This window comes from Ralstonia insidiosa (assembly GCF_008801405.1).
Lineage (GTDB): Bacteria > Pseudomonadota > Gammaproteobacteria > Burkholderiales > Burkholderiaceae > Ralstonia > Ralstonia insidiosa.
Genome location: NZ_VZPV01000001.1, coordinates 1,606,613 through 1,631,310, shown reverse-complemented (window position 1 = coordinate 1,631,310; position 24,698 = coordinate 1,606,613). Strand labels below are relative to the sequence as shown.

The following is a 24,698-nucleotide window of genomic DNA, read 5'->3' as shown; positions in this document are numbered from 1 at the left end:
TCAGTGGGCCAGCGCGCGGGTGTCTTCGGCGTGCCAAGGAAGCGCCTGGTCTGCCGTCAGCAACGAAACCTGCTCGGTGGCGCGATAGCCCGCCAGATGGCTCAGCCCCTCGCGGAATGCCGGCTGGCCGATGCGCTCGATCAGCTCGCGCACCCAAGAGGCAAGCGCGTCATTGCGGCGCACCGCCAGGTAATACGTCTCACGCGTGAGCGGCACGAAATGCAGGCCATGGGCCTCAGCCCCCGGGCGCAGGCCAAACCCGACATCCGCCCGCCCTTCCTGCACGGCCACGGCAATCTTGTCGCTGGAAAACTCCTGCTCGTCGTAACCGTTGATCTGGTCGGGGTATAACCCGGCCGCCACCAGCAGTTGATCGAACAGCAGGCGCGTGCCCGAACTGCGCTGGCGGTTGATAAACCGCGCCTGGGTCCGGGCCAGATCCTGCAGCGACTGCACGCGCCCCGCCCATTCCGGCGACATCATCAACCCCTGCTCCCGATCGGCCAAGGCGATCAGGCGCACGGCGGTCGGACGCAGCCACTTGCGCAGCGTCTGGTGGGCGATTGAGCCAGCACCCTGTTGCGGCGCCACATAGAAGCCGGCCACCTCGCACTGCTTCTCCTGCAGGCAGATCAGTCCTTCCACGGCGCTGCAAAACACGGTGTCGAGCTGCGAAGCCTGGCTTTCGTGCGCAAACGTCTCGGCCAGCACTTCGACCGCCGGATCATGGCTGCCCGAGAAGCGAATGCGCGTTTGCGATTGCGAGGCGTCTTCCAGCTCCGCCATGAATTGGCCCATGGCTTGGCTCACAGCCGGGTCAAGCTGCTCACGCAGGCGCATCTCGGCACGCAGCATCCGCTCGCCGAACAGGGTGAGCGATGCCCCACGACCACGCTCCATATCCAGCAGCGCCCGCCCGAGCATCTCTTCCCACGAGCGCATCACGCCCCATGCGTGCCGGTACGACAACCCCACCTGCTTGGCTGCCCGGTGCAGCGACCCCGTTTCACGCACCGCCCGCAGCAACTGAAAGACCTTGCCGTTGGCGCGCGGATTGTCGTCGGCGCCCACCACCGGGAATACCTCGAACTGGAACGTCATTATGTTTGTGATTTCCTATTTACTTCGTGCGTGCTCCCGGAGAACAATTCCCGTCGTTTCCCGGGGCGGGCGCATCGTGCGCTGCCGACTGCCTCAATGTTGCCGCCATCATGCAACATCCAACATAAAGCGTCCACGTCTCTTACATCCTGCTCACGACATGCCCGGATTGCTCCAAACCCTTCGGTGGTCTGCCATTACGTGCCTGACCCTCACTTTTGCCGGCGCTGCATATGCAGGCGATCTCCGTATGGCTACCACCACCAGCACGGAAAATTCCGGTTTGCTCAAGGTGCTGTTGCCCAAGTTCGAGGCCGCCACCGGCATCCATGTGCAGGTGATTGCCGTTGGCACCGGCAAGGCGGTCAAACTGGGGGAATCGGGGGATGTAGACGTAGTGCTGGTACATGCCCGCCAACTGGAAGACGCCTTCGTCGCTTCTGGCGGCGGCATCGACCGGCGCGACGTGATGTACAACGACTTCATCCTGGTCGGCCCGACGGCGGACCCTGCAGGCATCCGCGGTCAGAGAAACGTCATCCAGAGCATGGAGACCATCGCCAGCGCCGGTGAGAAGGCTGGTGCCAAGTTCATCTCACGGGGTGACAACTCCGGCACCGACGTGATGGAAAAGGCCTACTGGAAGACCGCCAACATCGAACCGAAAGGCAAGCCCTGGTACGTGAGCGCGGGCCTGGGCATGGGCGAAGTGCTGAACATGGCCGCGCAGATGAACGCGTACACGCTATCCGACCGCGCCACCTACGGTGCGTATCGCGCCAAGACGGGCCTGGACATCGTGCTGGCCGGGGACCCGCGCATGTTCAATCCATACGGCATCATCGCCGTGAACCCGAAGAAGTATCCCGGCATCAACTACACCGACGCGACCAAGCTGATCGAATGGATCACCTCGCCTGCCGGGCAGCAGGCGATTGCCGATTTCAAGGTGAACGGAGAACAGGTGTTCTTCCCGAACTACGGGAAGGCATTGGCGAGCGGGAAGTAATCCCGCTGCGTGCGGCGTTTCTTGCTGAAACAGGACGGCAGCTCAGGCTGCCGTTTCCAATTGCGGATGCTGCGGCAGTTCTGCTGCCACCTCGCCGATCATCCGGCGCAGCCACATCACATCGGGCGCGGCATGGCTGCGCTCGTGCCAGAGCTGGTAGAAGCGCATCTTCGGGAACGCCATCGGCGTCGGCAGGATGCGGATCGGCAGGTACTGCGCACAGTGCGCGGCAAACTGGCGGCCGGTCGTGAAGACGAGATCCGTGCGCATCAGCACATACGGCACCAGCCCGAAGTACGGCAGCGACACCTGAATCTGGCGCTTGAGCCCTTGCTCTGCAAGTGCCTGATCGATCATGCTGCGCTGCATGACCGCATACGGCGCGGGGGCCAGGTGCGGCATCTCCACGTAATGCTTGAGCGAGATACCCTTGCGCGCCAACGGGTGCTGGGCACCCAGCATGCAGACGACTTCGTCGTCGAACAGCGGCGAAATATGCAGATGTTCCGGCGGGGAGAGCCAGTTGCCGATCACCAGATCCATGCCGCCCTGCTCGAGCGCTGCCAGGTAATCAACCCCGGCATTGAGCGGATGCACCACCAGCTTGGCTTGCGGTGCTTGCTTGCGCAGGCGCTCGACGATATTGGGCAGGAAGAAGGCGTCCAGATAATCGGGCGCGCCCAGGTGAAAGGTGCGCGTGGTATTGGCCGGATCGAACTCCTGCGACGGGCGGGCAATACGCTCCATGGCCTCCAGGCTTTGCTGGGCCAGGGCCAGCAGATCGTGGCCGCGCTCGGTCGGCACCATGCCGTTCTTGCCACGCACGAGGATGGCGTCGCCCGTGATCTCTCGCAGGCGCTTGAGCGTGTTGCTGATGGCCGGTTGCGACTGGCCAAGCTTGACGGCCGTACGCGTCACGCTCTGCTCGGTGAGCAGCGTGTACAGCACGCGCAGGAGGTAGGTATCGAGGTGATCTTTGCCGTGCATCTGGAGGCGAAAATGGGTGGCGGGGGTGGCAGCGCCGTACCGTCTATAGAACGTGCGAGGGGGACGTTGTCAGTGTATGTCACTTGTACATCGCGCCGCCAGACCGCTACCGGCGGGTATACCCCGGATTTTGGCTTTCCGATGCGGGTTATCACATGGGCCAAATATTGCATTCCTAGCCCGGTGCTATGGTTCCGATACACACACAAACAGGCGTAAAACCCCATGGAGACTCAGCCCATCCGCTTCTTTCACCGCGGCCAGGTGCGCACCGTCACGGATGCCCCGATCACCCGGACGGTGCTTCAATACCTGCGTGAAGACGCACACTGCACAGGCACCAAGGAAGGGTGTGCTGAGGGCGATTGCGGTGCATGTACCGTGGTGCTAGGTGAGCTGCAGGAAGACGGCAGCGTTGGCCTGAAGGCTGTCAACGCGTGCATCCAGTTCCTGCCCACGCTGGACGGCAAAGCGCTGTTTACCGTGGAAGACGTGCGCGGCAAGGATGGCACCCTGCACCCGGTGCAAGAGGCCATGGTGGAGTGCCACGGTTCGCAGTGCGGCTTCTGCACGCCGGGCTTCGTGATGTCGCTCTACGCGCTGTACGAGAACACCGGCAACAACGCGCCGATCCCGTCGCGCCAGGCCATCTGCGATTCGCTCACCGGCAACCTGTGCCGTTGCACCGGCTATCGCCCCATCATCGACGCGGGCGAACGCATGTTCGAACTGCCCTCGCCGGCCGGCATTGACCGCACGCAATTGGCAGAAACGCTGCGCAACCTGCAGCGCAAGGACACCTTCAGCTACGCACCTGTCGGCACCGAGAATGCGCCGCGCTTCTACGCACCGCGCACCGCCTCGGCTTTCGCCGCCATCAAGGCTGCGCACCCGAACATCCGCATCCTGGCCGGCAGCACCGACGTGGGCCTGTGGGTGACCAAGCAGTTCCGCGAGTTGGGCGACATCCTCTACATCGGTCAGGTGGCCGACCTGTATGCGCTGGAGAAGCGCGACGGCTGGATCGAGATCGGCGCCGCTGTCTCGCTGGAAACCGCCTACGAATTCCTCGCTGAGGACTACCCCGAGCTGACCGAGCTGTGGAAGCGCTTCGCCTCGCTGCCGATCCGCAACGCCGGCACGCTGGGCGGCAACATCGCCAATGGCTCGCCGATCGGCGACTCGGCACCCGCACTCATCGCCATCGGCACGCGCGTCGTGCTGCAGCGTGGTGAAATCCGCCGCGAACTGCCGCTCGAAGACCTCTACCTCGCCTACCAGAAGAACGCGATGGAAGAAGGCGAGTTCGTGGCTGGCCTGCGCATTCCGGTGCGCGAAGGTCGCGACGCCATGCGCTTCCGCACATACAAGCTGTCCAAGCGCTTTGACGAAGACATCTCGGCCGTGTGCGCGGCCCTCGCCATCGAGCTGGACGGCGACATTGTGCGCAGCGCACGCATCGCGTACGGCGGCATGGCGGCAACGTCCAAGCGCGCCACCGAAACCGAAGCCGCCATCACCGGCCAGCCGTGGAACGAAGCAACGGTGCGTGCTGCCATGGCAGCCATGTCGCGCGACTACACGCCGCTGACCGACATGCGCGCCACCGACAACTACCGCCGCGTATCGGCGGCCAACACGGTGTACCGCTTCTGGCTGGAAACCCGCACCGACGCGCCGCTCACGCCCGAACAGATCAATGTGCGCGCGGTCGAACTGAATACCCTCACCGCTGCAGGTAGCGTCAACTAAGTCCGACTGCAAAGAGACATCGTATGAACAAGCAAACCGAGGCCTTCCTGCTCGCAGAAGCCGATATTGCAGCGGCCATTCCAGACCAGCGCGGTGCTGTGGTCGGCATCTCGCGCCCGCATGAATCGGCGCACCTGCACGTTGCTGGCACCGCCACCTATACCGACGATATTCCCGAGTTGGCCGGCACGCTGCACGCCGCACTCGGCATGAGCACGCAAGCGCATGCGCGCATCGTCAGCATGGGCCTGGACCGCGTGCGCGCGGCGCCTGGCGTGGTGGCCGTGTTCACTTCGGCCGACATTCCGGGCACGAACGACTGCGGCCCGATCATCCATGACGATCCGATCCTGGCCACCGACACGGTGCACTTCATCGGCCAGCCGATGTTCATCGTGGTGGCGACGTCGCACGATGCGGCACGCCGTGCCGCACGCCTGGGCGATATCGAATACGAAGTGCTACCCCCGCTGCTCACGCCTGAAGACGCACGCGCCGCCGGCAAATCCGTGCTGCCGCCGATGCACCTTAAGCGTGGTGAGCCGGCTGAGCGCATTGCGGCGGCTCCGCATTCGGAAGCCGGCCAGATGTCGCTGGGCGGTCAGGAACAGTTCTACCTGGAAAGCCAGATCTCGTACGCCGTGCCGAAGGAAGACAACGGCATGCACGTGTGGTGCTCGACGCAGCACCCGACCGAGATGCAACACATGGTCTCGCACATGCTGGGCTGGCACGCCAACCAGGTGCTGGTGGAATGCCGCCGCATGGGCGGTGGCTTCGGCGGCAAGGAATCGCAGTCGGGCCTGTTTGCCTGCTGCGCTTCGTTGGCGGCATGGAAGCTCGCCTGCCCGGTCAAGCTGCGTCCGGACCGTGACGACGACATGATGATCACCGGCAAGCGTCACGATTTCCGCTTCGCCTACGAAGCCGGCTATGACGACGATGGCCGCCTGCAAGGTGTGAAGGTCGACATGACCTCGCGCGCCGGTTTCTCGGCCGACCTGTCCGGCCCGGTGATGACGCGCGCCATCTGCCACTTCGACAACGCCTACTGGCTGCCCGAAGTGGAAATCGATGGCTTCTGCGCGCGCACGAATACGCAGTCGAACACCGCGTTCCGCGGCTTCGGCGGCCCGCAGGGCGCGTTTGCCATCGAATACATCATGGACAACATCGCGCGCACCGTCGGCAAGGATGCGCTCGACGTGCGACGTGCCAATCTGTACGGCAAGGACAAGAACAACGTCACGCCGTACGGCCAGACGGTGGAAGACAACGTCATCCACGAACTGCTGGATGAGCTAGAGGCGACGTCCGACTACCGCGCCCGTCGCGAGGCCATCCGCGCATTCAACGCGACCAGCCCCGTGCTCAAGCGCGGCCTGGCACTCACGCCGGTGAAGTTCGGCATCTCGTTCAATGTCAAGCACTTCAACCAGGCCGGCGCGCTCGTGCACGTGTACAACGACGGCTCGATCCTCGTGAACCACGGTGGCACCGAAATGGGCCAGGGCCTGAACACGAAGGTCGCGCAGGTGGTCGCGCACGAACTGGGCGTGGCCTTCACCCGCATCCGCGTCACAGCCACGGACACCAGCAAGGTGGCCAACACCTCTGCCACGGCTGCGTCGACCGGCAGCGACCTGAACGGCAAGGCCGCGCAAGACGCCGCACGCCAGATCCGAGCGCGCCTGATCGCATTTGCCGCAGAACACTACGAAGTGCCTGTCGAGACCGTAGCCATCGTGGGCGATCAGCTGGAGATCGGTGCACGCCGCGTACCGTTCAACGAACTGATCAACAAAGCCTATGTGGCCCGCGTGCAATTGTGGTCGGACGGGTTCTACGCCACGCCCAAGCTGCACTGGGACCAATCCAAGCTGAACGGCCGGCCGTTCTACTACTTCGCCTATGGCGCAGCGGTGTCGGAAGTGGTGGTCGATACGCTCACGGGTGAATGGCGCCTGCTGCGTGCCGACGTGCTGCACGATGCGGGCCGCTCGATCAACCCGGCCATCGACATCGGCCAGGTGGAAGGCGCGTTCATCCAGGGCATGGGCTGGCTGACCACGGAAGAATTGTGGTGGAACAAGAGCGGCAAGCTGATGACGCACGCGCCGTCCACCTACAAGATCCCGACGGTCAACGACTGCCCGCCGGACTTCCGCGTGCGCCTGTTCAACAACGCCAACGTGGAAGACAGCATCCACCGCTCCAAGGCGCTGGGTGAGCCGCCGCTGCTGCTGCCGTTCTCGGTGTTCTTCGCCATTCGCGATGCAGTGGCCGCCGTGGGCGATGGCCGCACCAACCCGCCATTGAACGCGCCCGCCACCAGCGAAGAAATCCTCAAGGCCGTCGACGCCATCCGCAGCGCCCCGCTGTCCGCCTGAGCAGGGAGACCGCCATCATGACCGCCATGGACCACACGCAACTGCGCCCGTTCCGCTTCGCCGACGTGCTTGCCACTGTGCAAGCCGGGCAGCCGTGCGTGCTGGTCACGGTGACGGAGGTGCTGGGCTCCGCCCCGCGTGAGCCCGGCACACTCATGCTGGTGTGCACCGATGGCTTCTTCGGCACCATCGGCGGCGGCCATCTCGAGTGGCGTGCGATGGAAATCGCCCAGGCGATGATGAGCGCGCCCGAAGCCAGTGGCGACGCACGCCGCCAGTTCGTCCGCATCCCGCTCGGCCCAGCATTGGGCCAGTGCTGCGGCGGCGTAGTGCGCCTGGCGCTCGAACGACTCGATGCGCGCGATGTGGACTGGATCGCCCTGGCCGATGACGCCATGCGCCAGCGTCGCAGTCTGCGCCGCTTTGTTTCTATCGATCCGACCACACCGGTCGAAGCGAGCATTGGCGATGCAGCCGCAGCTGGCGTTGCGCTCGATGCCAGCGGTTTCACACAAACTGTGCTGCCGCCCGACATGTCGATCGTGCTGTGCGGCGCGGGCCATGTCGGCCACGCCATCGTGCGTGCGCTGGCTCACCTGCCCTGCCGCGTGACGTGGGTGGACGAACGCGATGCGATGTTCCCGTTTCCCACCGAAGTGCCGCCGAACGTCGTCATCGAATCCACCGATACGCCGGAAGCCGTGATCGACCACGCGCCCGCCGGTAGCTACTTCCTGGTCATGACGCACAACCATGCGTTGGACCTCGCGCTGTGCGAACGCATCATGCGGCGCACGGACTTTGCCTACTTTGGCCTGATCGGCTCCAAGACCAAGCGCGCGCGTTTCGAACACCGCATGGTGGAGCACGGTGTGGACCCGGCACGTCTGCCGGAAATGGTGTGCCCGATTGGTGTGGCGGGCATTGTGGACAAGGCGCCGGATATCATTGCGGTATCCGTCGTCGCGCAACTGCTGCAGGTGCGAGAGCTGCAACAACATGCGCTCACCAGCGCTAGCAGCGGCGCGGCGGTTCCTTACCGTGTCCCCACATCCGCCTGATCATGCCGATCTCTCCCACACTTGCAGAACGCATCGCTACCAGCCCCAAAGCCGAACTGCACATCCACATTGAAGGCTCGCTCGAACCCGAACTGATGTTCGCGCTGGCCGAGCGCAACGGCGTCAAGCTGCCGTATGCGTCCGTCGAAGAAGTGCGCGCCGCCTACGCCTTCGACGATCTGCAATCGTTTCTCGACCTGTACTACGCCGGCGCCAGCGTGCTGCTCACCGAGCAGGATTTCTACGACATGACCGCCGCGTATGTGGCGCGCGCACTGGCCGACAACGTCCACCACGCCGAGATCTTCTTCGACCCGCAAACGCACACCGCGCGCAACGTGCCGATGCACGTGGTGATCAACGGCATCGTCCGCGCGCTGGATGATGCCGAGCGCGAGCATGGGTTCTCCAGCCTGCTGATCCTCTGCTTCCTGCGCCACCTGAGCGAGGAAGACGCCTTCGCCACGCTCGAAGCCGCCCTGCCCTATATCCAGGACCCGGCCAACCGCATCATCGGCGTGGGGCTGGATTCGTCGGAACGCGGCAACCCGCCGGAGAAGTTCGCGCGCGTGTTCGCCCGCTGCAAGGAACTGGGCCTGCGCTTGGTGGCCCATGCCGGTGAAGAAGGCCCGGCGCAATACGTGATCGACGCGCTCGACATCCTGAACGTGGAACGCATCGACCACGGCGTGCGCGCCATCGATGACGCCGCGCTCGTCAAGCGCCTGGCTGCCGAGCGCATCGCCCTGACGGTCTGCCCGCTGTCGAACGAAAAGCTGAAGGTCTACCCCGACTTGCGCGATCACTCGCTCAAGCAACTGCTGGATGCCGGCTGCGCAGTGACCCTGCACTCCGATGACCCAGCCTACTTTGGCGGCTACATGAACACCAACTGGCTCGCCACCTTCAACGCCCTCGACCTGTCCGCTGCCGATGCCCACACGCTTGCGCGCAACAGCTTCGAGGCGTCCTTCCTGCCCGAACAGGACAAAGCCCTGTGGCTGGCCAAGGTCGACGACCACTGGAAAGCCACACACTAAAACATCACGAGACGACGATGACCACGATGCCTCCGACTTCCAACACCGTTCACGCCTACCGCGGCCGCGTGCTGCATTTCCTGCACGATCCGCAGTATCGCGAGCGCGATGCCTATGAGTATTGGGAAGACGGCCTGCTCGTGGTCATGGGCGGCAAGGTCGTGCAAGCCGGCGACTACGCCGCGCTGCGCGAGAACCTGCCCGCCGGCACGCAACTGCACGACTACAGCGGCAAGTTGATCGTGCCGGGCTTTATCGACACGCACGTGCACTTCCCGCAGACGGACATGATCGCGTCGCCGTCGCCGGGCCTGCTGCACTGGCTGGAGACGTACACCTTCCCGGAAGAGCGCCGCTTCGAAAGCGAGCAGTACGCCGCTGGCGTCGCCTCGTTCTTCCTCGATGAGTTGCTCCGCAACGGCACCACCAGCGCGATGGTGTGGAGCACCGTGCATCGCGGCTCGGCGGAGACGCTGTTCAGCCAAGCGCAGCAGCGCGGCATGCGCCTGATCACCGGCAAGGTGATGATGGACCGCAACTGCCCGGAATACCTGCAGGACACGGCGGAATCCGGCGCGCGCGACTCGGCCGATCTGATCTCGCGCTGGCACGGCAAGGACCGCCTGGCCTACGCCATCACGCCGCGGTTCGCACCGACTTCGAGCGAAGCACAGCTGGCCGCCACTGGCGAGCTGGCCAAGCAGTACCCGGACGTCTTCATCCAGACCCACGTTGCCGAGAATCCGGACGAAGTGAAGTGGGTGGCCGAGCTGTTCCCGAACGCGCGCAGCTACCTGGACGTGTATGACAAGTACGGCCTGCTGCGCAAGGGCGCCTTCTACGGCCACGCCATCTGGCTGGACGACAGCGACCGCCAGCGCATGGCGGAATCCGGCGCGGCCGTGGCGCACTGCCCCACGTCCAACCTGTTCCTGGGCAGCGGCCTGTACAACTTCCACAAGAACGACGCGCACCGCCTGGCGCTCACGCTCGCCACCGACGTGGGCGGCGGCAGCTCGTTCTCGATGCTGCGCACGATGGGCACGGCGCACAAGGTTGCGCGCATGGGCGGCTATCACCTGACCGCGTTGCGCATGTTCTACCTCGCCACGCGCGGCGCCGCCGAGGCGCTGGGCTGGGAAGACCGCATCGGCAGCTTCGTGCCGGGCGCCGAAGCCGACTTCATCGTGCTGGACCCGGCCGCCACGCCGCTACTGGCGCGCCGCAATGCACGCTCGGAAACGCTGGAAGAACTGCTGTTCTCGCTCGCGCTGCTGGGCGAAGACCGTGCGGTATCCGCCACTTACATCCAAGGCGAGCCGGCCAAATTTGCGGTTGGCGCCAACGCCTGATGCACTTATAATCGCGGCTTCCATTGGGGAGTAGCCGCTCGAAGTTGAGACTTCGAGGGCCACGTCAACAGACTTGACCGTCGCTGCAATGGCAGACGGTTATGGCGTGGTCAGCAGCCACTCGGGGTGCGCCGTATCGAAAGATGCGTGGCACCTTGGTGACGCGCCTGGCGAGACCGATGACACACCTCTGCGGATAGGGCCGGCAGCGGTGCGTCATTGGTTCGCACACGGCCCGGACACCACAACAACATGGAAGCCTTTCTCGTCTCCACCGGCATCGTCGCCCTCGCGGAAATCGGCGATAAAACGCAGCTGCTGTCGATCCTGCTGGCCGCGCGTTTTCGCAAGCCAGTGCCGATCATTCTCGGCATCTTCATCTCCACCCTCGTCAATCACGCGCTGGCCGGCGCCGTCGGCGGCTGGATCACGCATGTGCTCGGCGAAAACGCGCTGCGGTGGATTCTTGGTATCGCGTTCATCGCCATGGCTGGCTGGATGCTGATTCCCGACAAGCTCGATGATGAAGAGGCGCCGAAAGACACGCGCGGCCTGGGCATTCTCGGCACCACCATCGTTGCGTTCTTCTTTGCCGAGATGGGCGACAAGACGCAGATCGCCACGGTGGCGCTGGCGGCACGCTTCAATGATGTGGTGTCCGTGGTGGCTGGTACGACCATCGGCATGCTGCTGGCCAACGTGCCTGCGGTGCTGATGGGCAACAAGTTCGCGTCGCGCATGCCGATCAAGCTGGTGCACCGGATTGCGGCGCTGATCTTCTTGGTGCTGGGTGTGCTAGCGCTGCTGGGTGTCGGCAAGTAAGTGCAGATCAAAGGCTCTGGGCGCCCGCTCAGCGCCTGCTGACAGCTTCGCAGCAACCACTTCAAGGTGGGGCAAGACCCCACCTCAAGTCGCACCTACAACGCGTATAGCGGCATTCAGATCAGTCCCCACAAGACGCACCGTAGACAGATTCCCGGGACAAAAAAAACGGGGCCGTAGCCCCGTTCAACCCTCACCGGTCACGTCACCCGCTAGGGAACGAATGACATGCTCCGATAAACCGTTTCTGTTGTTGCTCTTGCTCTGGCGTGCGCCTTAGTTGGTCTTGGCGCCGCCTTCAAACCACTTGGCGATGATCGTGCGCTCGTCATCGGTGATGTTCGTAACGTTGCCCAGCGGCATCAGCTTCTGTTGCACCACCTGTTGGTAGACGAGTTGTGCATGCGCGGACAACTGGTCCGGCGTATCGAGCAATACGCCCTTAGCCGGCGAAGGCATCAGAGTAGGATGAGCCGAGTGACATTGGTAGCACCGCGCGGTAACGACTGCCTGTACTTTGGCGAACTCCGAACCGCCAGCGGCTGACGGAGCGGCTACGGCAGGTGCCGAAGCGCCACCTTCTGCTGCTGCAACCGGAGCTGCTGCTGCGCTTTCCGCCACAGCAGGCGCTGCCGGTTGTTGCACCGGCGCCAGCCACACCGCCACGCCCAGCAGCACAGCAACGCCAGCTGCCGGATAACCCCAGTTCACCACGCCCTTGTGCTTCAGGATGAAGAACTGACGGATCAACACGCCAGCCACCATGATCAGGATCAGCACAGCCCAGTTGTACTTGAACGCGTACGTCATGCTGTAGTGGTTCGACAGCATCGCGAACAGCACCGGCAGCGTGAAGTACGTGTTGTGCACGCTGCGCTGCTTGCCGCGCTTGCCGTGGATCGGGTCCGGCTTCTCGCCAGCCTTGAGCGAGGCCACCACCTTGCGTTGCCCCGGGATGATCCAGAAGAACACGTTGGCACTCATGATGGTCGCGATCATCGCGCCGATCAGCAGGAACGCAGCGCGGCCCGAGAACAGGTGGCACGCCGCAAACGCAGCCAGCGCCACATAGATCGCCACCAGAATGCCGACCACACGGTCGTTCTTGCCGAACACGCGGCAGATAGTGTCGTACACCAGCCAGCCGACCACCAGGAAACCCAGCGCCAGCAGCACCGCCGTCGTCGCCGTCATGTCGAACACGTTGCGGTCGATCATGTAGACGTTGGCGTTGAACAGGTACACCACCGTCAGCAGAGCAAAGCCCGACATCCAGGTGGAATACGACTCCCAGTAGAACCAGTGCAGATGATCCGGCAGTTGCTTCGGTGCCAGCAGGTACTTCTGCGGGTTGTAGAACCCGCCGCCGTGCACGGCCCACAGTTCGCCGTCGACGCCCTTGTCCTTCAGGTCCGGTGCGGTCGGCTTGGTCAGGCTGTTATCCAACCAGACGAAGTAGAACGACGAACCGATCCACGCGATCGCGACGATCACGTGCAGCCAACGCAAGAGCAAGTTGGCCCAGTCGAGGATATAGCCTTCCATGATTGCTCCCTGCCCTGTTAGCTGCCGCGATAGGTCGAATACGACCACGGCGACACCAGCAGCGGCACGTGGTAGTGCGCGCTGGTATCGGCCACGCCAAAGCGCAGCGTCACCACGTCCAGGAACGCGGGCTCGGGGAGTTTGACGCCGGCTGCGCGGTAGTACTCGCCCACCGCGAAGTCCAGCTCATAGACGCCGGTCTGCAGCGCGTCGCCTTCCAGCAGCGGCGCATCGCAACGGCCATCGTGATTGGTGCGAACCGATTTCACCGGTTGGCGCTGATTGTCGACAATCTTAAACAGAGCGATCGCCAGGTTTTGACCCGGCGTGCCTGCAGCGGTGTCGAGCACATGGGTAGTCAAGCGTCCCATTTGTCTTCCTCTGTAGTTCGAATTTTCAGAAGCGCCGCTGCCTCCACTTGCACCTCGCGAACCCCTTGTGTCCAAGGCTGGACAAGGGCTGGCGTCGGGGCCCGCTCGGTACGTGCTGTGCACGCATCCCGGCGCGCGTCCAGCCGGTTTACGCTTGCCGCCTTCGTATGGAAGGGGCATGCCAAACCGGCAAAGCCGTCGCTCGTTCTGGGCTCGACTCCCTGTCCTCGTGGGGACTTGAAACAGGGATTTCCCTAGTTTGTCGAATTCCCGAACGCATTTTGTTGACAATATTGAAGGCGCCCACGAATAATTGTCAACAGATTTTCGCAGTTGCTTATGCTGCGATGCGTTACTCAAAGGCGGGTCTGCCATGTCCAAGAATCTCAAGCTGGTCTCCACGGAAACGACGCTAAAGCCCGGTACGTCGGGCACCAAGGCATCGGGGGCACGTATGTCGGTTGAAGAACGGATGTACCACGAGATCTACGACGCGATCATGGAGCACCGCCTGCCTCCGCGCACCAAACTGACGGAGCATGCGCTTTGCGAAATCTATGCCACCGCACGCCACACGGTGCGCAAAGTCTTCTCCCAGCTGGCTGCTGACGGGCTGGTTGATCTGGAGCCAAATCGCGGCGCCTTCATTGCTGCACCGTCCATCGACGAAGCGCACGCCATGTTTGAGCTGCGCCAGATCCTGGAGCGCGCCGTGCTCGACAAGGTCGGCCATAGCAGCGACCCCAAGGCGGCCATCGCGCCCCTGATGGAACTCGTCAAGCAGGAGCGCCAGGCGTTCGTCACGCAGGACCGCCCACGCTGGATTCGTCTTTCTGCGGAATTCCACGTCGCGCTGGCTGAGCAGGCCGGCAACCCGCTGGTCGTCGAGATGATGCGCCGCCTGGTGTCGCGCACCACGCTGATGATTGCCAGCGTTGAAGCCCCGGGCAACAACGCCTGCTCGTTCGACGAACACCTCGACATCCTCAACGCCCTGGAGCGCGGCGACGCCAGCGCTGCCCAGGCCCACATGGCCCAGCACTTGCAATGCTGCGCGGATCGCGTGCGCCCGGAAGCGCCCGCTGATTTCGACCTGCGTTCGGTATTGGGCCCGCGCGGCACGGAGAAAGGCTAAGTCAAGGACCAGTTTTGCTGTATTGGGCGAGCTGGCACGACAGAGGCCGGCCGCCGCAAGCCGGACGCCCGTCCGGCTGACCACCCGAAGGAGACCTTCATGACAAGCAGCACCATCGCCGCCCCCACGGCGGATTTGACCAATGAGCGCGTGGCGTACGGACGCCTGCTCGCATTGGGGTTGCAACATGTATTGGTAATGTATGCAGGCACCGTGGCGGTGCCGCTCATCGTGGGCGGCGCACTACATCTGCCCAAGGAGCAGATGGCTTTCCTGATCAATGCCGATTTGTTTGCGGCTGGTCTTGCCACGCTCATCCAGGCGTTCGGCATCTGGAAGTTCGGTATTCGCATGCCGGTCATGATGGGTGTGACCTTCGCCTCCGTCGGCCCGATGATCGCCATCGGCACCGACCCCACCATCGGCCTGCTGGGCATTTATGGCGCGGTCATCGCGGCGGGGATATTCGGGATCATCGTTGCGCCGCTCATGGGGCGCGTGCTGGGGCTCTTCCCACCGGTCGTGACGGGCACCGTCATTACGCTGATCGGCATGTCGCTGATGGGCGTGGGCATCAACTGGGCCGCAGGCGGTCAGCCGACCAAGAAAGCGGTGGTCGACGGCGTGCTGCAAACCGTACCGAACCTGGAATACGGCAACCTCGGCAACCTGGCCATCGCAGCGGCGGTGTTGGTCATCATCCTGTTGCTGACCAAGTACGGCAAAGGCCTGATCGGCAACATCGCCGTGCTGCTGGGTATCGTGATCGGCACGTTCATCGCCATGGCATTCGGCAAGGTCAGCTTTGCCGGCATTGCCGACGCCGACTGGGTGGCCGTCATCACGCCACTGCACTTTGGCATGCCGACCTTCCACTTCGGCGCCATCGCCTCGATGTGCATCGTGATGATGATCACGCTGGTGGAATCGACCGGCATGTTCCTGGCGCTGGCTGAGATCACCGGCAAGAAGCTTTCCACCGATGACCTGACCCGCGGCCTGCGCGCTGACGGTCTGGGCACCGTGATCGGCGGTGTGTTCAACACCTTCCCGTACACCTCGTTCTCGCAGAACGTGGGCTTGGTGACGGTCACCGGCGTGCGCTCGCGTTTCGTGGCAGCCATGGGCGGCATCATCCTGATCGTGCTGGGGCTGTTCCCGAAGATGGCGCATATCGTGGCTTCGGTGCCCTCCTTCGTGCTGGGCGGCGCCGGCATCGTGATGTTTGGCATGGTGGCCGCCACGGGCGTGCGCATCCTGGGCTCGATCGACTTCAACAAGTACCGCCACAACCTGTTCATCGTGGCCATCTCGATCGGCTTCGGCATGATCCCGACGCTGGCGCCGACGTTCTTCCAGTACCTGCCGCATTGGCTGGAGCCGGTCACGCACAGCGGCATTGTGCTGGGCACGCTGGTCGCCGTCACGCTGAACCTCTACTACAACGGCATGCAGTCGGCCGAGCACGCCATGCGCGACGCTGCTGCCAACACCCACGGCACGGAGTAATTGCATGAACGCCACTGTCGCGCACAACGACCCGCTCCTGATCGCCCGGCACGCTGATGTGCTGGTCACCATGGATGCGCAACGCCGCGAGATCCCGGACGGCGCCCTGGTGGCGCGCGGTGGCGTGATCGAATGGGTGGGTGCCACGGCCGATCTGCCGACGCAGTATCGCGATGCCGCTCGTGACACAACCCGCCAGCCCAACGTGCGTGTGATGGAGTTGCGCGACCACGTGGTCACGCCCGGCTTCGTCAACACGCACCACCACATGTATCAGAGCCTGACGCGCGCCCTGCCCGCTGCGCAGGACGCTGAACTGTTCGGCTGGCTCACGAACCTGTATCCGGTGTGGGCGGGTCTCACGCCCGAGATGGTACGTGTGTCGACCCTCACAGCGATGGCGGAACTGCTGCTCTCGGGCTGCACGACCTCCAGCGACCACCTTTATTTGTATCCCAACGGCAGCCGGCTCGATGACTCCATCGAAGCTGCGCAGCAGATCGGCATGCGCTTTCACGCCGCACGCGGCAGCATGAGCGTAGGTCGCAGCCAGGGCGGTCTGCCACCGGACCGCGTGGTCGAGGGCGAAGAGGCCATCCTCAAGGAAACGCAGCGCCTGATCGAAACCTGGCACGACGCCGATCGCCATTCCATGCTGCGCCTGGTGGTGGCGCCATGCTCCCCCTTCTCCGTCTCGCGCGATCTGATGCGTGAATCGGCCAAGCTCGCGCGCAGCTACGGCGTGTCGATGCACACCCACCTGGCCGAGAACGACAACGACATCGCCTACTCGCGCGAGAAGTTCGGCATGACGCCCGCGGAATACGCCGAAGACCTAGGCTGGGTCGGCCACGACGTCTGGCATGCGCACTGCGTCAAGCTCGACGCGCACGGCATCGACGTGTTCGCGCGCACCGGCACGGGCGTGGCGCACTGCCCGTGCTCGAACATGCGCCTCGCCTCGGGCATTGCGCCGATCCGCACCATGCGCGATGCCGGCGTGCCCGTCGGCCTGGGCGTAGACGGCAGCGCCTCGAACGATGGCGCCCACATGCTGGGTGAAACGCGCCAGGCGATGCTGCTCGCGCGCGTCGGCTTCGGCCCTGCGGCGATGAGCGCACGTGAAGCGCTGGAAATCGCTACGCTCGGCGGTGCCCGTGTGCTCAACCGCGACGACATCGGCGCGCTCGCCCCCGGCATGTCGGCTGACTTTGTCAGCTTCGACCGCCATCAAGTCAGCTTTGCCGGCGCCGACCACGACCCGGTCGCTGCGCTGGTCTTCTGCGCCCCGTCCAACGTGGCGCACAGCGTGATCAACGGGCGCGTGGTCGTTGAAGACGGCCGCCTGACCACGCTGGAACTCGATGCCCATCTCACGGTTCACCGGAAGCTCGCGCTGGAACTGGCGCAAGCTGCCCGGGCAGTCTCGGCCTGACGTGATGGAGGCTCGCCAATTTCATGACAAGACCGCACTACTGCGGCGTTCCTGCAACAGCGGCAACCCGGCGCCTTCAAGCTGCCGGCCCCGCCCGCTGGCAGGAACAACATCCAACCGTGATGTCGTGAATTTGGAAAGCGCCATTTCACCGTCTGACCGGTGTTGTATGAAGTCTCCTCGACCCAAGAAATCATGACCAACAATAGCTATCCGCGCGATCTCATCGGTTACGGCAAAAACCCGCCCAACGCCAACTGGCCGGGCGGCGCGCGCGTAGCACTGCAGTTCGTCCTCAACTACGAAGAAGGCGGTGAAAACTGCGTGCTGCACGGCGATGCCGGCTCGGAGCAATTTCTCTCCGAGATCATCGGCGCAGCCGCCTACCCTGCTCGCCACATGAGCATGGAAGGCATCTACGAATACGGCTCGCGCGCGGGCGTCTGGCGCATCCTGCGCGAGTTCGAAAAGCGCGGCCTGCCGATGACGATCTTCGGCGTGTCGATGGCCCTGCAGCGCCATCCGGACGTGACGCAAGCCTTCGTTGATCTGGGCCACGAAATCGCGTGCCACGGCTGGCGCTGGATCCACTACCAGAACATCGACGAAGCCACCGAGCGCGAGCACATGCGCATTGGCGTGGAGATCATCCGCGAGTTGACCGGCAATGCGCCGCTGGGCTGGTACACCGGCCGCGACAGCCCCAACACGCGCCGCCTGGTGGTCGAGCATGGCGGCTTCGCCTATGACGCCGACTACTACGGCGACGACCTGCCCTTCTGGACTGAAGTCGAAGTCTCGGGCGGTGAAAAGAAGCCGCACCTGGTGGTGCCGTACACGCTCGACACCAACGACATGCGCTTCGCCAGCCCGCAAGGCTTCAACACGGCCGACCACTTTTACCAGTACCTGAAGGACGCCTTCGACGTGCTGTACGAGGAAGGCGACCCCAACGGGCTGGCCGCACCGAAGATGCTGTCGATCGGCATGCACTGCCGCCTGCTGGGTCGACCGGGGCGCTTCCGCGCACTGCAGCGCTTCCTGGATTACGTGCAATCGCACGACAAGGTGTGGATCTGCCGGCGCATCGACATTGCGCAGCACTGGATGCAGAACCACCCGTATGCAAAGCAACCCGTTTTGAGCACCACAGCATGAGCCAGACCACCTATACCCTCTCGCAACTCAACAGCATGGACGCACCGCAGTTCGTGCAAGTCCTGGGCGGCATCTACGAGCACTCGCCGTGGGTGGCTGAACAAGCCGCCACGCAGCGCCCGTTTGCCTCGGCCGACGCGCTCACCGCTGCCATGCGCCACGCCGTGGACGCTGCCGGTATTGAGCCGCAGCTCAAGCTCGTGCGCGCTCACCCGGAACTCGCCGGCAAGGCCGCCGTGCGCGGTGAGCTGACGGCGGAATCGACACGCGAACAAAGCGGCGCGGGCCTGAACCAGTGCACGCCGGAGGAGTTCGCACGCCTGCAGGCGCTCAACGCCCAGTACAACGAGAAGTTCGGCTTCCCGTTCATCCTGGCGGTGCGTGGCTATGACCGCCACGGCATCATCGACAACTTCAGCAAGCGTGTTGAGAACGACCACGACACTGAACTGCGTACATCGCTGGAACAGATTCATCGCATCGCCGGTTTCCGTCTGAACGATTTGATTTCAGGCTGACAGCACGACGCTGCAAACGTAGCGAGCACGGGGCGCTGCCCGGCCGGATTGCCTGACCGGCCGGTCCGCGATTGCACCAGAGAGTGCAGCGTGGTGTGCGGCACAAGACCTCACACAGGAGACAGCAACATGCAATGGACCATCAAGCGCAGCATCACGACGCTTGCGGTGTTGTCCGTGTTCACGGTTGTGAACGCAAACGCCATTGGCCAGTCGCCCGCGCCGCAGCCCGCTCAAAAGGCCAGCGCCAACGCTGCGCGCACCACCTACTCCATCGCACAGCTCAATGCCATGAGTGATGCGCAGTTTGTGCAAGCGCTCGGCGGCGTCTATGAGCACTCGCCTTGGGTAGCCGAACGCGTGGCATCGCAGCGTCCGTTTGCCTCAGCCGACGCACTGCGCGCCGCCATGCGCCATGTGGTGGAGCGCGCAGGTGAAGCGCAGCAGATCACGCTGGTGCGCGCTCACCCGGAACTGGCTGGCAAGGCCGCCGAGCGCGGCGAGATGACCGCGGCCTCCACCAGCGAGCAAGGTGGTGCGGGCCTGAACCAGTTGACACCCGAAGAGTTGGTACGTCTGCAAAGCCTCAACGCACGTTACAGCGAGAAGTTCGGCTTCCCGTTCGTCATGGCCGTGCGCGGCTATGACCGGCAGGCCATCTTCGATGCCATGACCAAGCGGCTGAATAACGACCACGACACCGAACTGCGCAATGCGCTAGAGCAGATCAATCGCGTCGTGAGCTTCCGCTTGAATGATTTGATTTCAGGTTAATCAGCAAAAAACGCTGTGGGCGCGGTGTCATGGGGCATAGGACACCGCACGGCATGGAACCTGACCGGCCGGCCTGCGACTGCATCAAAGAATGCGGCGCAACCCACAGTGATCTTCAACAACAAAGGAGGTAGCAAATGCAGTCCAAATTCAAGCGTGGCGCTGCTGCGCTGGCAGTGGCATCGGCACTGGGGGCAATGAGTGCCGGTGCGCAAGCGCAATCGTCCGTCACGCTGTACGGCCTGGTGGATGCCTGGGCCGGCATGACCAAGAACCTGGGCGCGTCTGACCGCGCGGCGGTTGTCAACTCGGGCGGCATGTCCACGTCGTACTGGGGCATGAAGGGCAACGAAGATCTGGGCAACGGCCTGAAGGCGATCTTCGCGTTGGAAGCCTTCTTCCGCCCCGACACCGGCAAGGCCGGCCGCTTTGATGGCGACACGTTCTTCGCGCGTAATGCCAACGTGGGGCTGTCGTCCAACGCCTGGGGCACGATCAAGCTCGGCCGCATTACGCCGCCGTACTTCGTTTCGACAATCCTGTTCAACCCGTACGGCGATTCGTACACTTTCTCGCCGATGGTGTTCCACACCTACCTGGGCAACGGCCTCACCGGCCCCGGCGGCATCTCGGGTCTGGTGGGCGATTCGGGTTGGAACAACTCGATCCTGTACAGCACGCCGGACTTCAATGGCCTGACCGGCAACTTCATCTACGGTGCGGGCGAGCAAGCCGGCCACAATGGCCAGAACAAGTGGGGCGGCAACTTCCTCTACTTCCACGGCAACTTCGCAGCCACGGCAGCCTTCCAGCAAGTGCGCTTCGATTCGAAACCGGGCGACCTGAACAGCCTGGTGGCAGGCTTCCAGCGTCAGTCGGCAGCACAACTGGGCGCTACATACGACTTCGGCGTGGTCAAGCTGTACGGCCAGTACCAGTACATCAAGAATACGATCGCCACGGGTGACGCCAAGAGCAACGGCGGCCAACTGGGTGCATCGATTCCGCTGGGCGCGGGCAGCATCCTGGCATCGTACGCATACACGAAGACCTCGGGTGCTGCAGACGTGAAGCGCAACACCTGGGCCGTCGGCTACGACTACTCGCTGTCCAAGCGTACCGACGTGTACGCCGCGTACTTCCGCGACAAGGTCTCGACCCTGTCGTCCGCCGACACCTTCGGCGTGGGCATCCGCGCGAAGTTCTAAGCGGTTGCTTTCCTTGTCACCGCCCGCGTCTCGACAGCGCGGGCGGATCCTTCAAACGGCGTTCCGGGGCTCGGGCGCCGTTTTTTTCTGCCTGCCGATCTGAGTCTCCTGATCCCGAACCCGCCATAGAAAAACGGCGCCTGAATCGCTTCAGGCGCCGCTCCTCATTCAAGGCCGTCGCGCGCAGCGTGGCCCTGGTTTGGCAAGTCAGCCGATCAACGTGCCGCCGACACGTCTGCCACCGCCAGCGCCGTCATGTTGACGATACGGCGCGACGTAGCCGACGGGTTCAAGATGTGCACCGGCTTGGCTGCGCCCAGCAAAATCGGGCCCACCGTCACGCCCTGCCCGCCCGTCATCTTGAGCACGTTGAACGTGATGTTGGCGGCATCCAGCGTCGGCATCACCAGCAGGTTGGCACTGCCGGCAAACGCGCTCTTGGGCAGGAAGTGGTGGCGGATGTCTTCCGACAGCGCCGCATCACCCTGGATCTCGCCCTCCACCTGCAGCTCGGGCACCTCGGCCTTCAGCAGGTCATACGCCGCACGCACCTTGCGCGCCGACGCACTCTTCGACGAGCCGAACATCGAGTGCGACAGCATCGCCACCTTCGGCTCCTGGCCAAAGCGGCGCACTTCTTCTGCCGCCAGCTTGGTGATGTCGGCCAGCTCTTCAGCGCTCGGGTTCTCGTTGACGAAGGTGTCCGTGATGAACAGCGTGTGTTTCTCCAGCATCAGGCCGTTCATGGCGGCGAACACCTTGGCGTTCGGGGCCAGGCCGATCACGTCGCGCACATGTTCCAGGTGTGCATCGAAGCGGCCGACGGTGCCGCACAGCATCGCGTCAGCATCGCCCAGGCGTACCAGCAGCGCGCCGATCAGCGTGTTCGAGCGGCGCAGCGCTGACTTGGCCATATCCGGCGTCACGCCATTGCGACCCATCAGCTCGTGATACGTCGTGTGGTACTGGTGGTAACGCGCATCATCTTCCGGGTTCACCAGTTCGAAGTGCACGCCCGCCTTCAGGCGCAGGCCAGCCTTCTGGATGCGCATTTCGATCACGTGCGGGCGGCCGATCAGGATCGGCTTGGCCAGGCCTTCGTCCACCACCGTCTGCACGGCGCGCAGCACGCGCTCTTCTTCACCTTCGGTGTAGACAACGCGCTTCGGGTTGGCCTTGGCGGCCGAGAACACCGGGCGCATGGTCAGGCCGGTGTGGTAGACGTAGTCGCTCAACTGGGCGCGATAGGCATCCAGATCCTTGATCGGGCGCGTGGCCACGCCGGACTCTTCCGCAGCCTTGGCAACCGCCGGGGCGATCTTCTCGATCAGGCGCGAGTCGAACGGCTTCGGGATGATGTAGTCCGGGCCGAAAGTCAGGTCCTGGCCAGCGTAGGCCTGCGCCACGGCGTCGTTGGTTTCGGCTTCGGCCAGCTCAGCGATGGCCTTCACGCACGCAAGCTTCATCGCTTCCGTGATCTTGGTGGCGCCGCAATCGAGCGCGCCACGGAAGATGTACGGGAAGCACAGCACGTTGTTGACCTGGTTCGGGTAATCCGAACGGCCCGTGGCGACGATGCAGTCCGGGCGGGCGGCCTTGGCCACTTCCGGGCGGATTTCCGGCTCGGGGTTGGCCAGCGCCAGGATGATCGGCTTCGGTGCCATGGTCTTGACCATGTCGGCCGTCACCACGCCAGCAGCCGAGCAGCCGAGGAAGACATCGGCATCGCGCATGATGTCAGCCAGCGTACGGGCTGACGTGTCCTGCGCGTAACGCGCCTTGTTCGCCTCCATCTTGGCGTCGCGGCCAGCGTAGATCACGCCCTTCGAGTCGACCACGTAGATGTTCTCGCGCTTGACGCCCAGGCCCACCATCACGTCCAGGCAGGCAATGGCTGCAGCACCTGCGCCCGACACGGCCACCTTCACGCTGCCGATCTCCTTGCCAACGACCTTCAGGCCATTGAGCAGCGCCGCCGACGAGATGATCGCCGTGCCATGCTGATCGTCGTGGAAGACGGGGATGTTCAGCCGGTCACGCAGCTTCTGCTCGATGTAGAAGCACTCCGGCGCCTTGATGTCTTCCAGGTTGATACCGCCCAGCGTCGGCTCCAGCGCCGCGATGATGTCGACCAGCTTGTCCGGATCGCGCTCGGCCAGTTCGATATCGAACACGTCGATGCCCGCAAACTTCTTGAACAGGCAGCCCTTGCCTTCCATCACCGGCTTGCTGGCCAGCGGGCCGATATCGCCCAGGCCCAGCACAGCGGTGCCGTTGGTGATCACGCCGACAAGGTTGCCGCGCGAGGTGTACTCAGCCGCCAGCGCCGGATCCTGCTCGATCGCCAGACACGGATACGCCACGCCCGGCGAGTACGCCAGCGACAGATCCCGCTGGTTGATCAGCGCCTTGGTCGGGCGCACTTCGATCTTGCCGCGCGTCGGGGCACGGTGGTATTCAAACGCGGCGCGGCGCAGTTCGGCCTCGGCGCCCTGGTCTTGGGAATCGGGCGAGGCGTCGTGAAGCTTGTCGTTCATGTCGATGAATCCTGATGGAGCCTGATGAGGAGTTCCGCAGATGAGACGCACATGCGCTCAGGCAGAAACTCCCTGAGACGAAGTGGCAAAAAACAGTGAGAACAGAGAGAAACCGGGAGCAAGGCCGCAGGCGCTGCGGTGCACCGTCAGAAGGGTGGCGACGGCGCGCAGGCTGCGCCGGCCAGGGGTGGCGGTCGGCGCGAGATGGGATGGAGTGACAACGCTCAAGCGAGGGTACGGCTGGCGGCCCGCAAATTAGGTCATGCATTCTAACGTAGACCGCCTGCCAAAACCCACTCAGGCACACTACTTAGCCGCTGGTTTCACCGATGGATCAACGGGCAGTTCCACGAGGATGGGCTGCGCATTCGGCGCCGGGAAATTGGCGAAGGCGCTGCGAATCAGATACGGCATCACCGCAGTCAACGAACCGTCACCCCCCTGAGTCTGCGCGGTCACCTGATAGACCCGCTTGCCCGATGCCGCGTCTTCAATGTCAACGTGATAGGCATAGAACGGCACCTGCACGTTGGTGTCGACATATTGCGGACCCCACGGGCCCCAGGGCCCCCACGGACCACGCCACGGCCCCCATGGGCCAGGGCCCCAGTACGGATCGGGGTAGACCGGCTGGCGCACCTGCACAAGGCGTGTGGCCGTCGAGTAATCCAGGCGGACGAGATAGCGTGCGCTGGCACGCGGCGCGCTGGCAAAACCGCGAGCGGCGAGTTGGTCGGACGTCCAGGCCTCGTAGGTCTGGCGCTCCAGGTCATTTTGCTGCGCTGCAGTATGCTCAAACGCATAGGTGCGCGGCGGCGCGTCTTCCCAGCCGGGCTGCTTGAACGCCGTGACCTGGCTGGTGACGGTGCTGGCACAACCCGCCAGCAGGCTGGCCGCCATCAGCGCCCCGGCCATCGGCCAGATACCGGATGGTTTGATCCTCTTGATCCAATTCCACATAGAAAATCCCCCTACTCTCAATCAGACAGGTTCC

20 protein-coding genes are annotated in these 24,698 nt (G+C 63.8%); 14 read left to right on the top strand and 6 right to left on the bottom strand.

What is annotated here, in order from left to right; translation table 11 throughout:
• Entirely contained in the window at window positions 1-1,101 is a 1,101-nt protein-coding gene (locus tag F7R11_RS07800) for a substrate-binding domain-containing protein (protein WP_064802442.1), read from the bottom strand.
• Window positions 1,102-1,261: 160 nt separating this feature from the next.
• Here F7R11_RS07800 and F7R11_RS07795 point away from each other — a divergent pair, with 160 nt between their 5' ends.
• The gene (locus F7R11_RS07795) at window positions 1,262-2,110 is read left to right on the top strand and encodes an ABC transporter substrate-binding protein (RefSeq protein WP_064802440.1); all 849 of its coding nucleotides are present in this window, start codon (window positions 1,262-1,264) and stop codon (window positions 2,108-2,110) included.
• A gap of 42 nt (window positions 2,111-2,152) precedes the next feature.
• On the opposite strand, the gene F7R11_RS07790 is transcribed toward F7R11_RS07795, so the two are convergent.
• The gene (locus F7R11_RS07790) at window positions 2,153-3,097 is read right to left on the bottom strand and encodes a LysR substrate-binding domain-containing protein (RefSeq protein WP_021195021.1); all 945 of its coding nucleotides are present in this window, start codon (window positions 3,095-3,097) and stop codon (window positions 2,153-2,155) included.
• Between the two features lie 225 nt (window positions 3,098-3,322).
• On the opposite strand from F7R11_RS07790, the gene xdhA reads away from it, so the two are divergent.
• From xdhA to F7R11_RS07760, 6 genes are all read left to right on the top strand, one after another.
• The gene (gene xdhA / locus F7R11_RS07785) at window positions 3,323-4,849 is read left to right on the top strand and encodes a xanthine dehydrogenase small subunit (RefSeq protein ID WP_064802438.1); all 1,527 of its coding nucleotides are present in this window, start codon (window positions 3,323-3,325) and stop codon (window positions 4,847-4,849) included.
• Between the two features lie 23 nt (window positions 4,850-4,872).
• Window positions 4,873-7,239, top strand: coding sequence for a xanthine dehydrogenase molybdopterin binding subunit (gene xdhB / locus F7R11_RS07780; protein WP_064802436.1), 2,367 nt, complete (start codon window positions 4,873-4,875; stop codon window positions 7,237-7,239).
• A 26-nt stretch (window positions 7,240-7,265) separates the two neighbouring features.
• The gene (gene xdhC, locus F7R11_RS07775) at window positions 7,266-8,300 is read left to right on the top strand and encodes a xanthine dehydrogenase accessory protein XdhC (protein WP_064806233.1); all 1,035 of its coding nucleotides are present in this window, start codon (window positions 7,266-7,268) and stop codon (window positions 8,298-8,300) included.
• A gap of 2 nt (window positions 8,301-8,302) precedes the next feature.
• Complete coding sequence (locus tag F7R11_RS07770; RefSeq protein ID WP_064802434.1) at window positions 8,303-9,340, top strand: adenosine deaminase; 1,038 nt, start codon at window positions 8,303-8,305, stop codon at window positions 9,338-9,340.
• Window positions 9,341-9,357: 17 nt separating this feature from the next.
• Window positions 9,358-10,692: a guanine deaminase gene (gene guaD, locus F7R11_RS07765; RefSeq protein WP_064802431.1), complete on the top strand. Its 1,335-nt coding sequence runs from the start codon at window positions 9,358-9,360 to the stop codon at window positions 10,690-10,692.
• A gap of 252 nt (window positions 10,693-10,944) precedes the next feature.
• Entirely contained in the window at window positions 10,945-11,514 is a 570-nt protein-coding gene (locus F7R11_RS07760; protein WP_021195027.1) for a TMEM165/GDT1 family protein, read from the top strand.
• Window positions 11,515-11,790: 276 nt separating this feature from the next.
• Here F7R11_RS07760 and F7R11_RS07755 read toward each other — a convergent pair whose 3' ends face one another.
• Window positions 11,791-13,059 (bottom strand): urate hydroxylase PuuD, encoded by a 1,269-nt coding sequence (locus tag F7R11_RS07755; RefSeq protein WP_064802429.1) that lies wholly within the window; start codon window positions 13,057-13,059, stop codon window positions 11,791-11,793.
• A gap of 17 nt (window positions 13,060-13,076) precedes the next feature.
• Window positions 13,077-13,430: a hydroxyisourate hydrolase gene (gene uraH / locus F7R11_RS07750; RefSeq protein ID WP_021195029.1), complete on the bottom strand. Its 354-nt coding sequence runs from the start codon at window positions 13,428-13,430 to the stop codon at window positions 13,077-13,079.
• A 373-nt stretch (window positions 13,431-13,803) separates the two neighbouring features.
• Here uraH and F7R11_RS07745 point away from each other — a divergent pair, with 373 nt between their 5' ends.
• From F7R11_RS07745 to F7R11_RS07715, 7 genes are all read left to right on the top strand, one after another.
• Window positions 13,804-14,565 (top strand): GntR family transcriptional regulator, encoded by a 762-nt coding sequence (locus F7R11_RS07745; protein WP_064802427.1) that lies wholly within the window; start codon window positions 13,804-13,806, stop codon window positions 14,563-14,565.
• Between the two features lie 99 nt (window positions 14,566-14,664).
• Window positions 14,665-16,074, top strand: coding sequence for a nucleobase:cation symporter-2 family protein (locus tag F7R11_RS07740; protein WP_064802425.1), 1,410 nt, complete (start codon window positions 14,665-14,667; stop codon window positions 16,072-16,074).
• A 4-nt stretch (window positions 16,075-16,078) separates the two neighbouring features.
• Window positions 16,079-17,509 (top strand): 8-oxoguanine deaminase, encoded by a 1,431-nt coding sequence (locus F7R11_RS07735; protein WP_064802423.1) that lies wholly within the window; start codon window positions 16,079-16,081, stop codon window positions 17,507-17,509.
• Between the two features lie 195 nt (window positions 17,510-17,704).
• The gene (gene puuE / locus F7R11_RS07730) at window positions 17,705-18,667 is read left to right on the top strand and encodes an allantoinase PuuE (protein WP_064802421.1); all 963 of its coding nucleotides are present in this window, start codon (window positions 17,705-17,707) and stop codon (window positions 18,665-18,667) included.
• Window positions 18,664-19,185 (top strand): 2-oxo-4-hydroxy-4-carboxy-5-ureidoimidazoline decarboxylase, encoded by a 522-nt coding sequence (gene uraD / locus F7R11_RS07725; protein WP_064802419.1) that lies wholly within the window; start codon window positions 18,664-18,666, stop codon window positions 19,183-19,185. The genes puuE and uraD (F7R11_RS07725) overlap by 4 nt, the downstream gene beginning before the upstream one ends.
• Before the next feature lie 291 nt (window positions 19,186-19,476).
• Complete coding sequence (gene uraD / locus F7R11_RS07720) at window positions 19,477-19,959, top strand: 2-oxo-4-hydroxy-4-carboxy-5-ureidoimidazoline decarboxylase (RefSeq protein WP_049286102.1); 483 nt, start codon at window positions 19,477-19,479, stop codon at window positions 19,957-19,959.
• Window positions 19,960-20,096: 137 nt separating this feature from the next.
• Window positions 20,097-21,167 carry a porin gene (locus tag F7R11_RS07715; protein ID WP_064802417.1) on the top strand — a complete coding sequence of 357 codons (1,071 nt, stop codon included), beginning with the start codon at window positions 20,097-20,099 and terminating at the stop codon, window positions 21,165-21,167.
• 215 nt (window positions 21,168-21,382) lie between these two features.
• Here F7R11_RS07715 and F7R11_RS07710 read toward each other — a convergent pair whose 3' ends face one another.
• Both F7R11_RS07710 and F7R11_RS07705 read right to left on the bottom strand, forming a co-directional pair.
• Window positions 21,383-23,704, bottom strand: coding sequence for an NADP-dependent malic enzyme (locus F7R11_RS07710; RefSeq protein WP_021195037.1), 2,322 nt, complete (start codon window positions 23,702-23,704; stop codon window positions 21,383-21,385).
• A 306-nt stretch (window positions 23,705-24,010) separates the two neighbouring features.
• Entirely contained in the window at window positions 24,011-24,664 is a 654-nt protein-coding gene (locus tag F7R11_RS07705) for a DUF4136 domain-containing protein (RefSeq protein ID WP_064802415.1), read from the bottom strand.
• Between the last annotated feature and the right edge of the window lie 34 nt (window positions 24,665-24,698).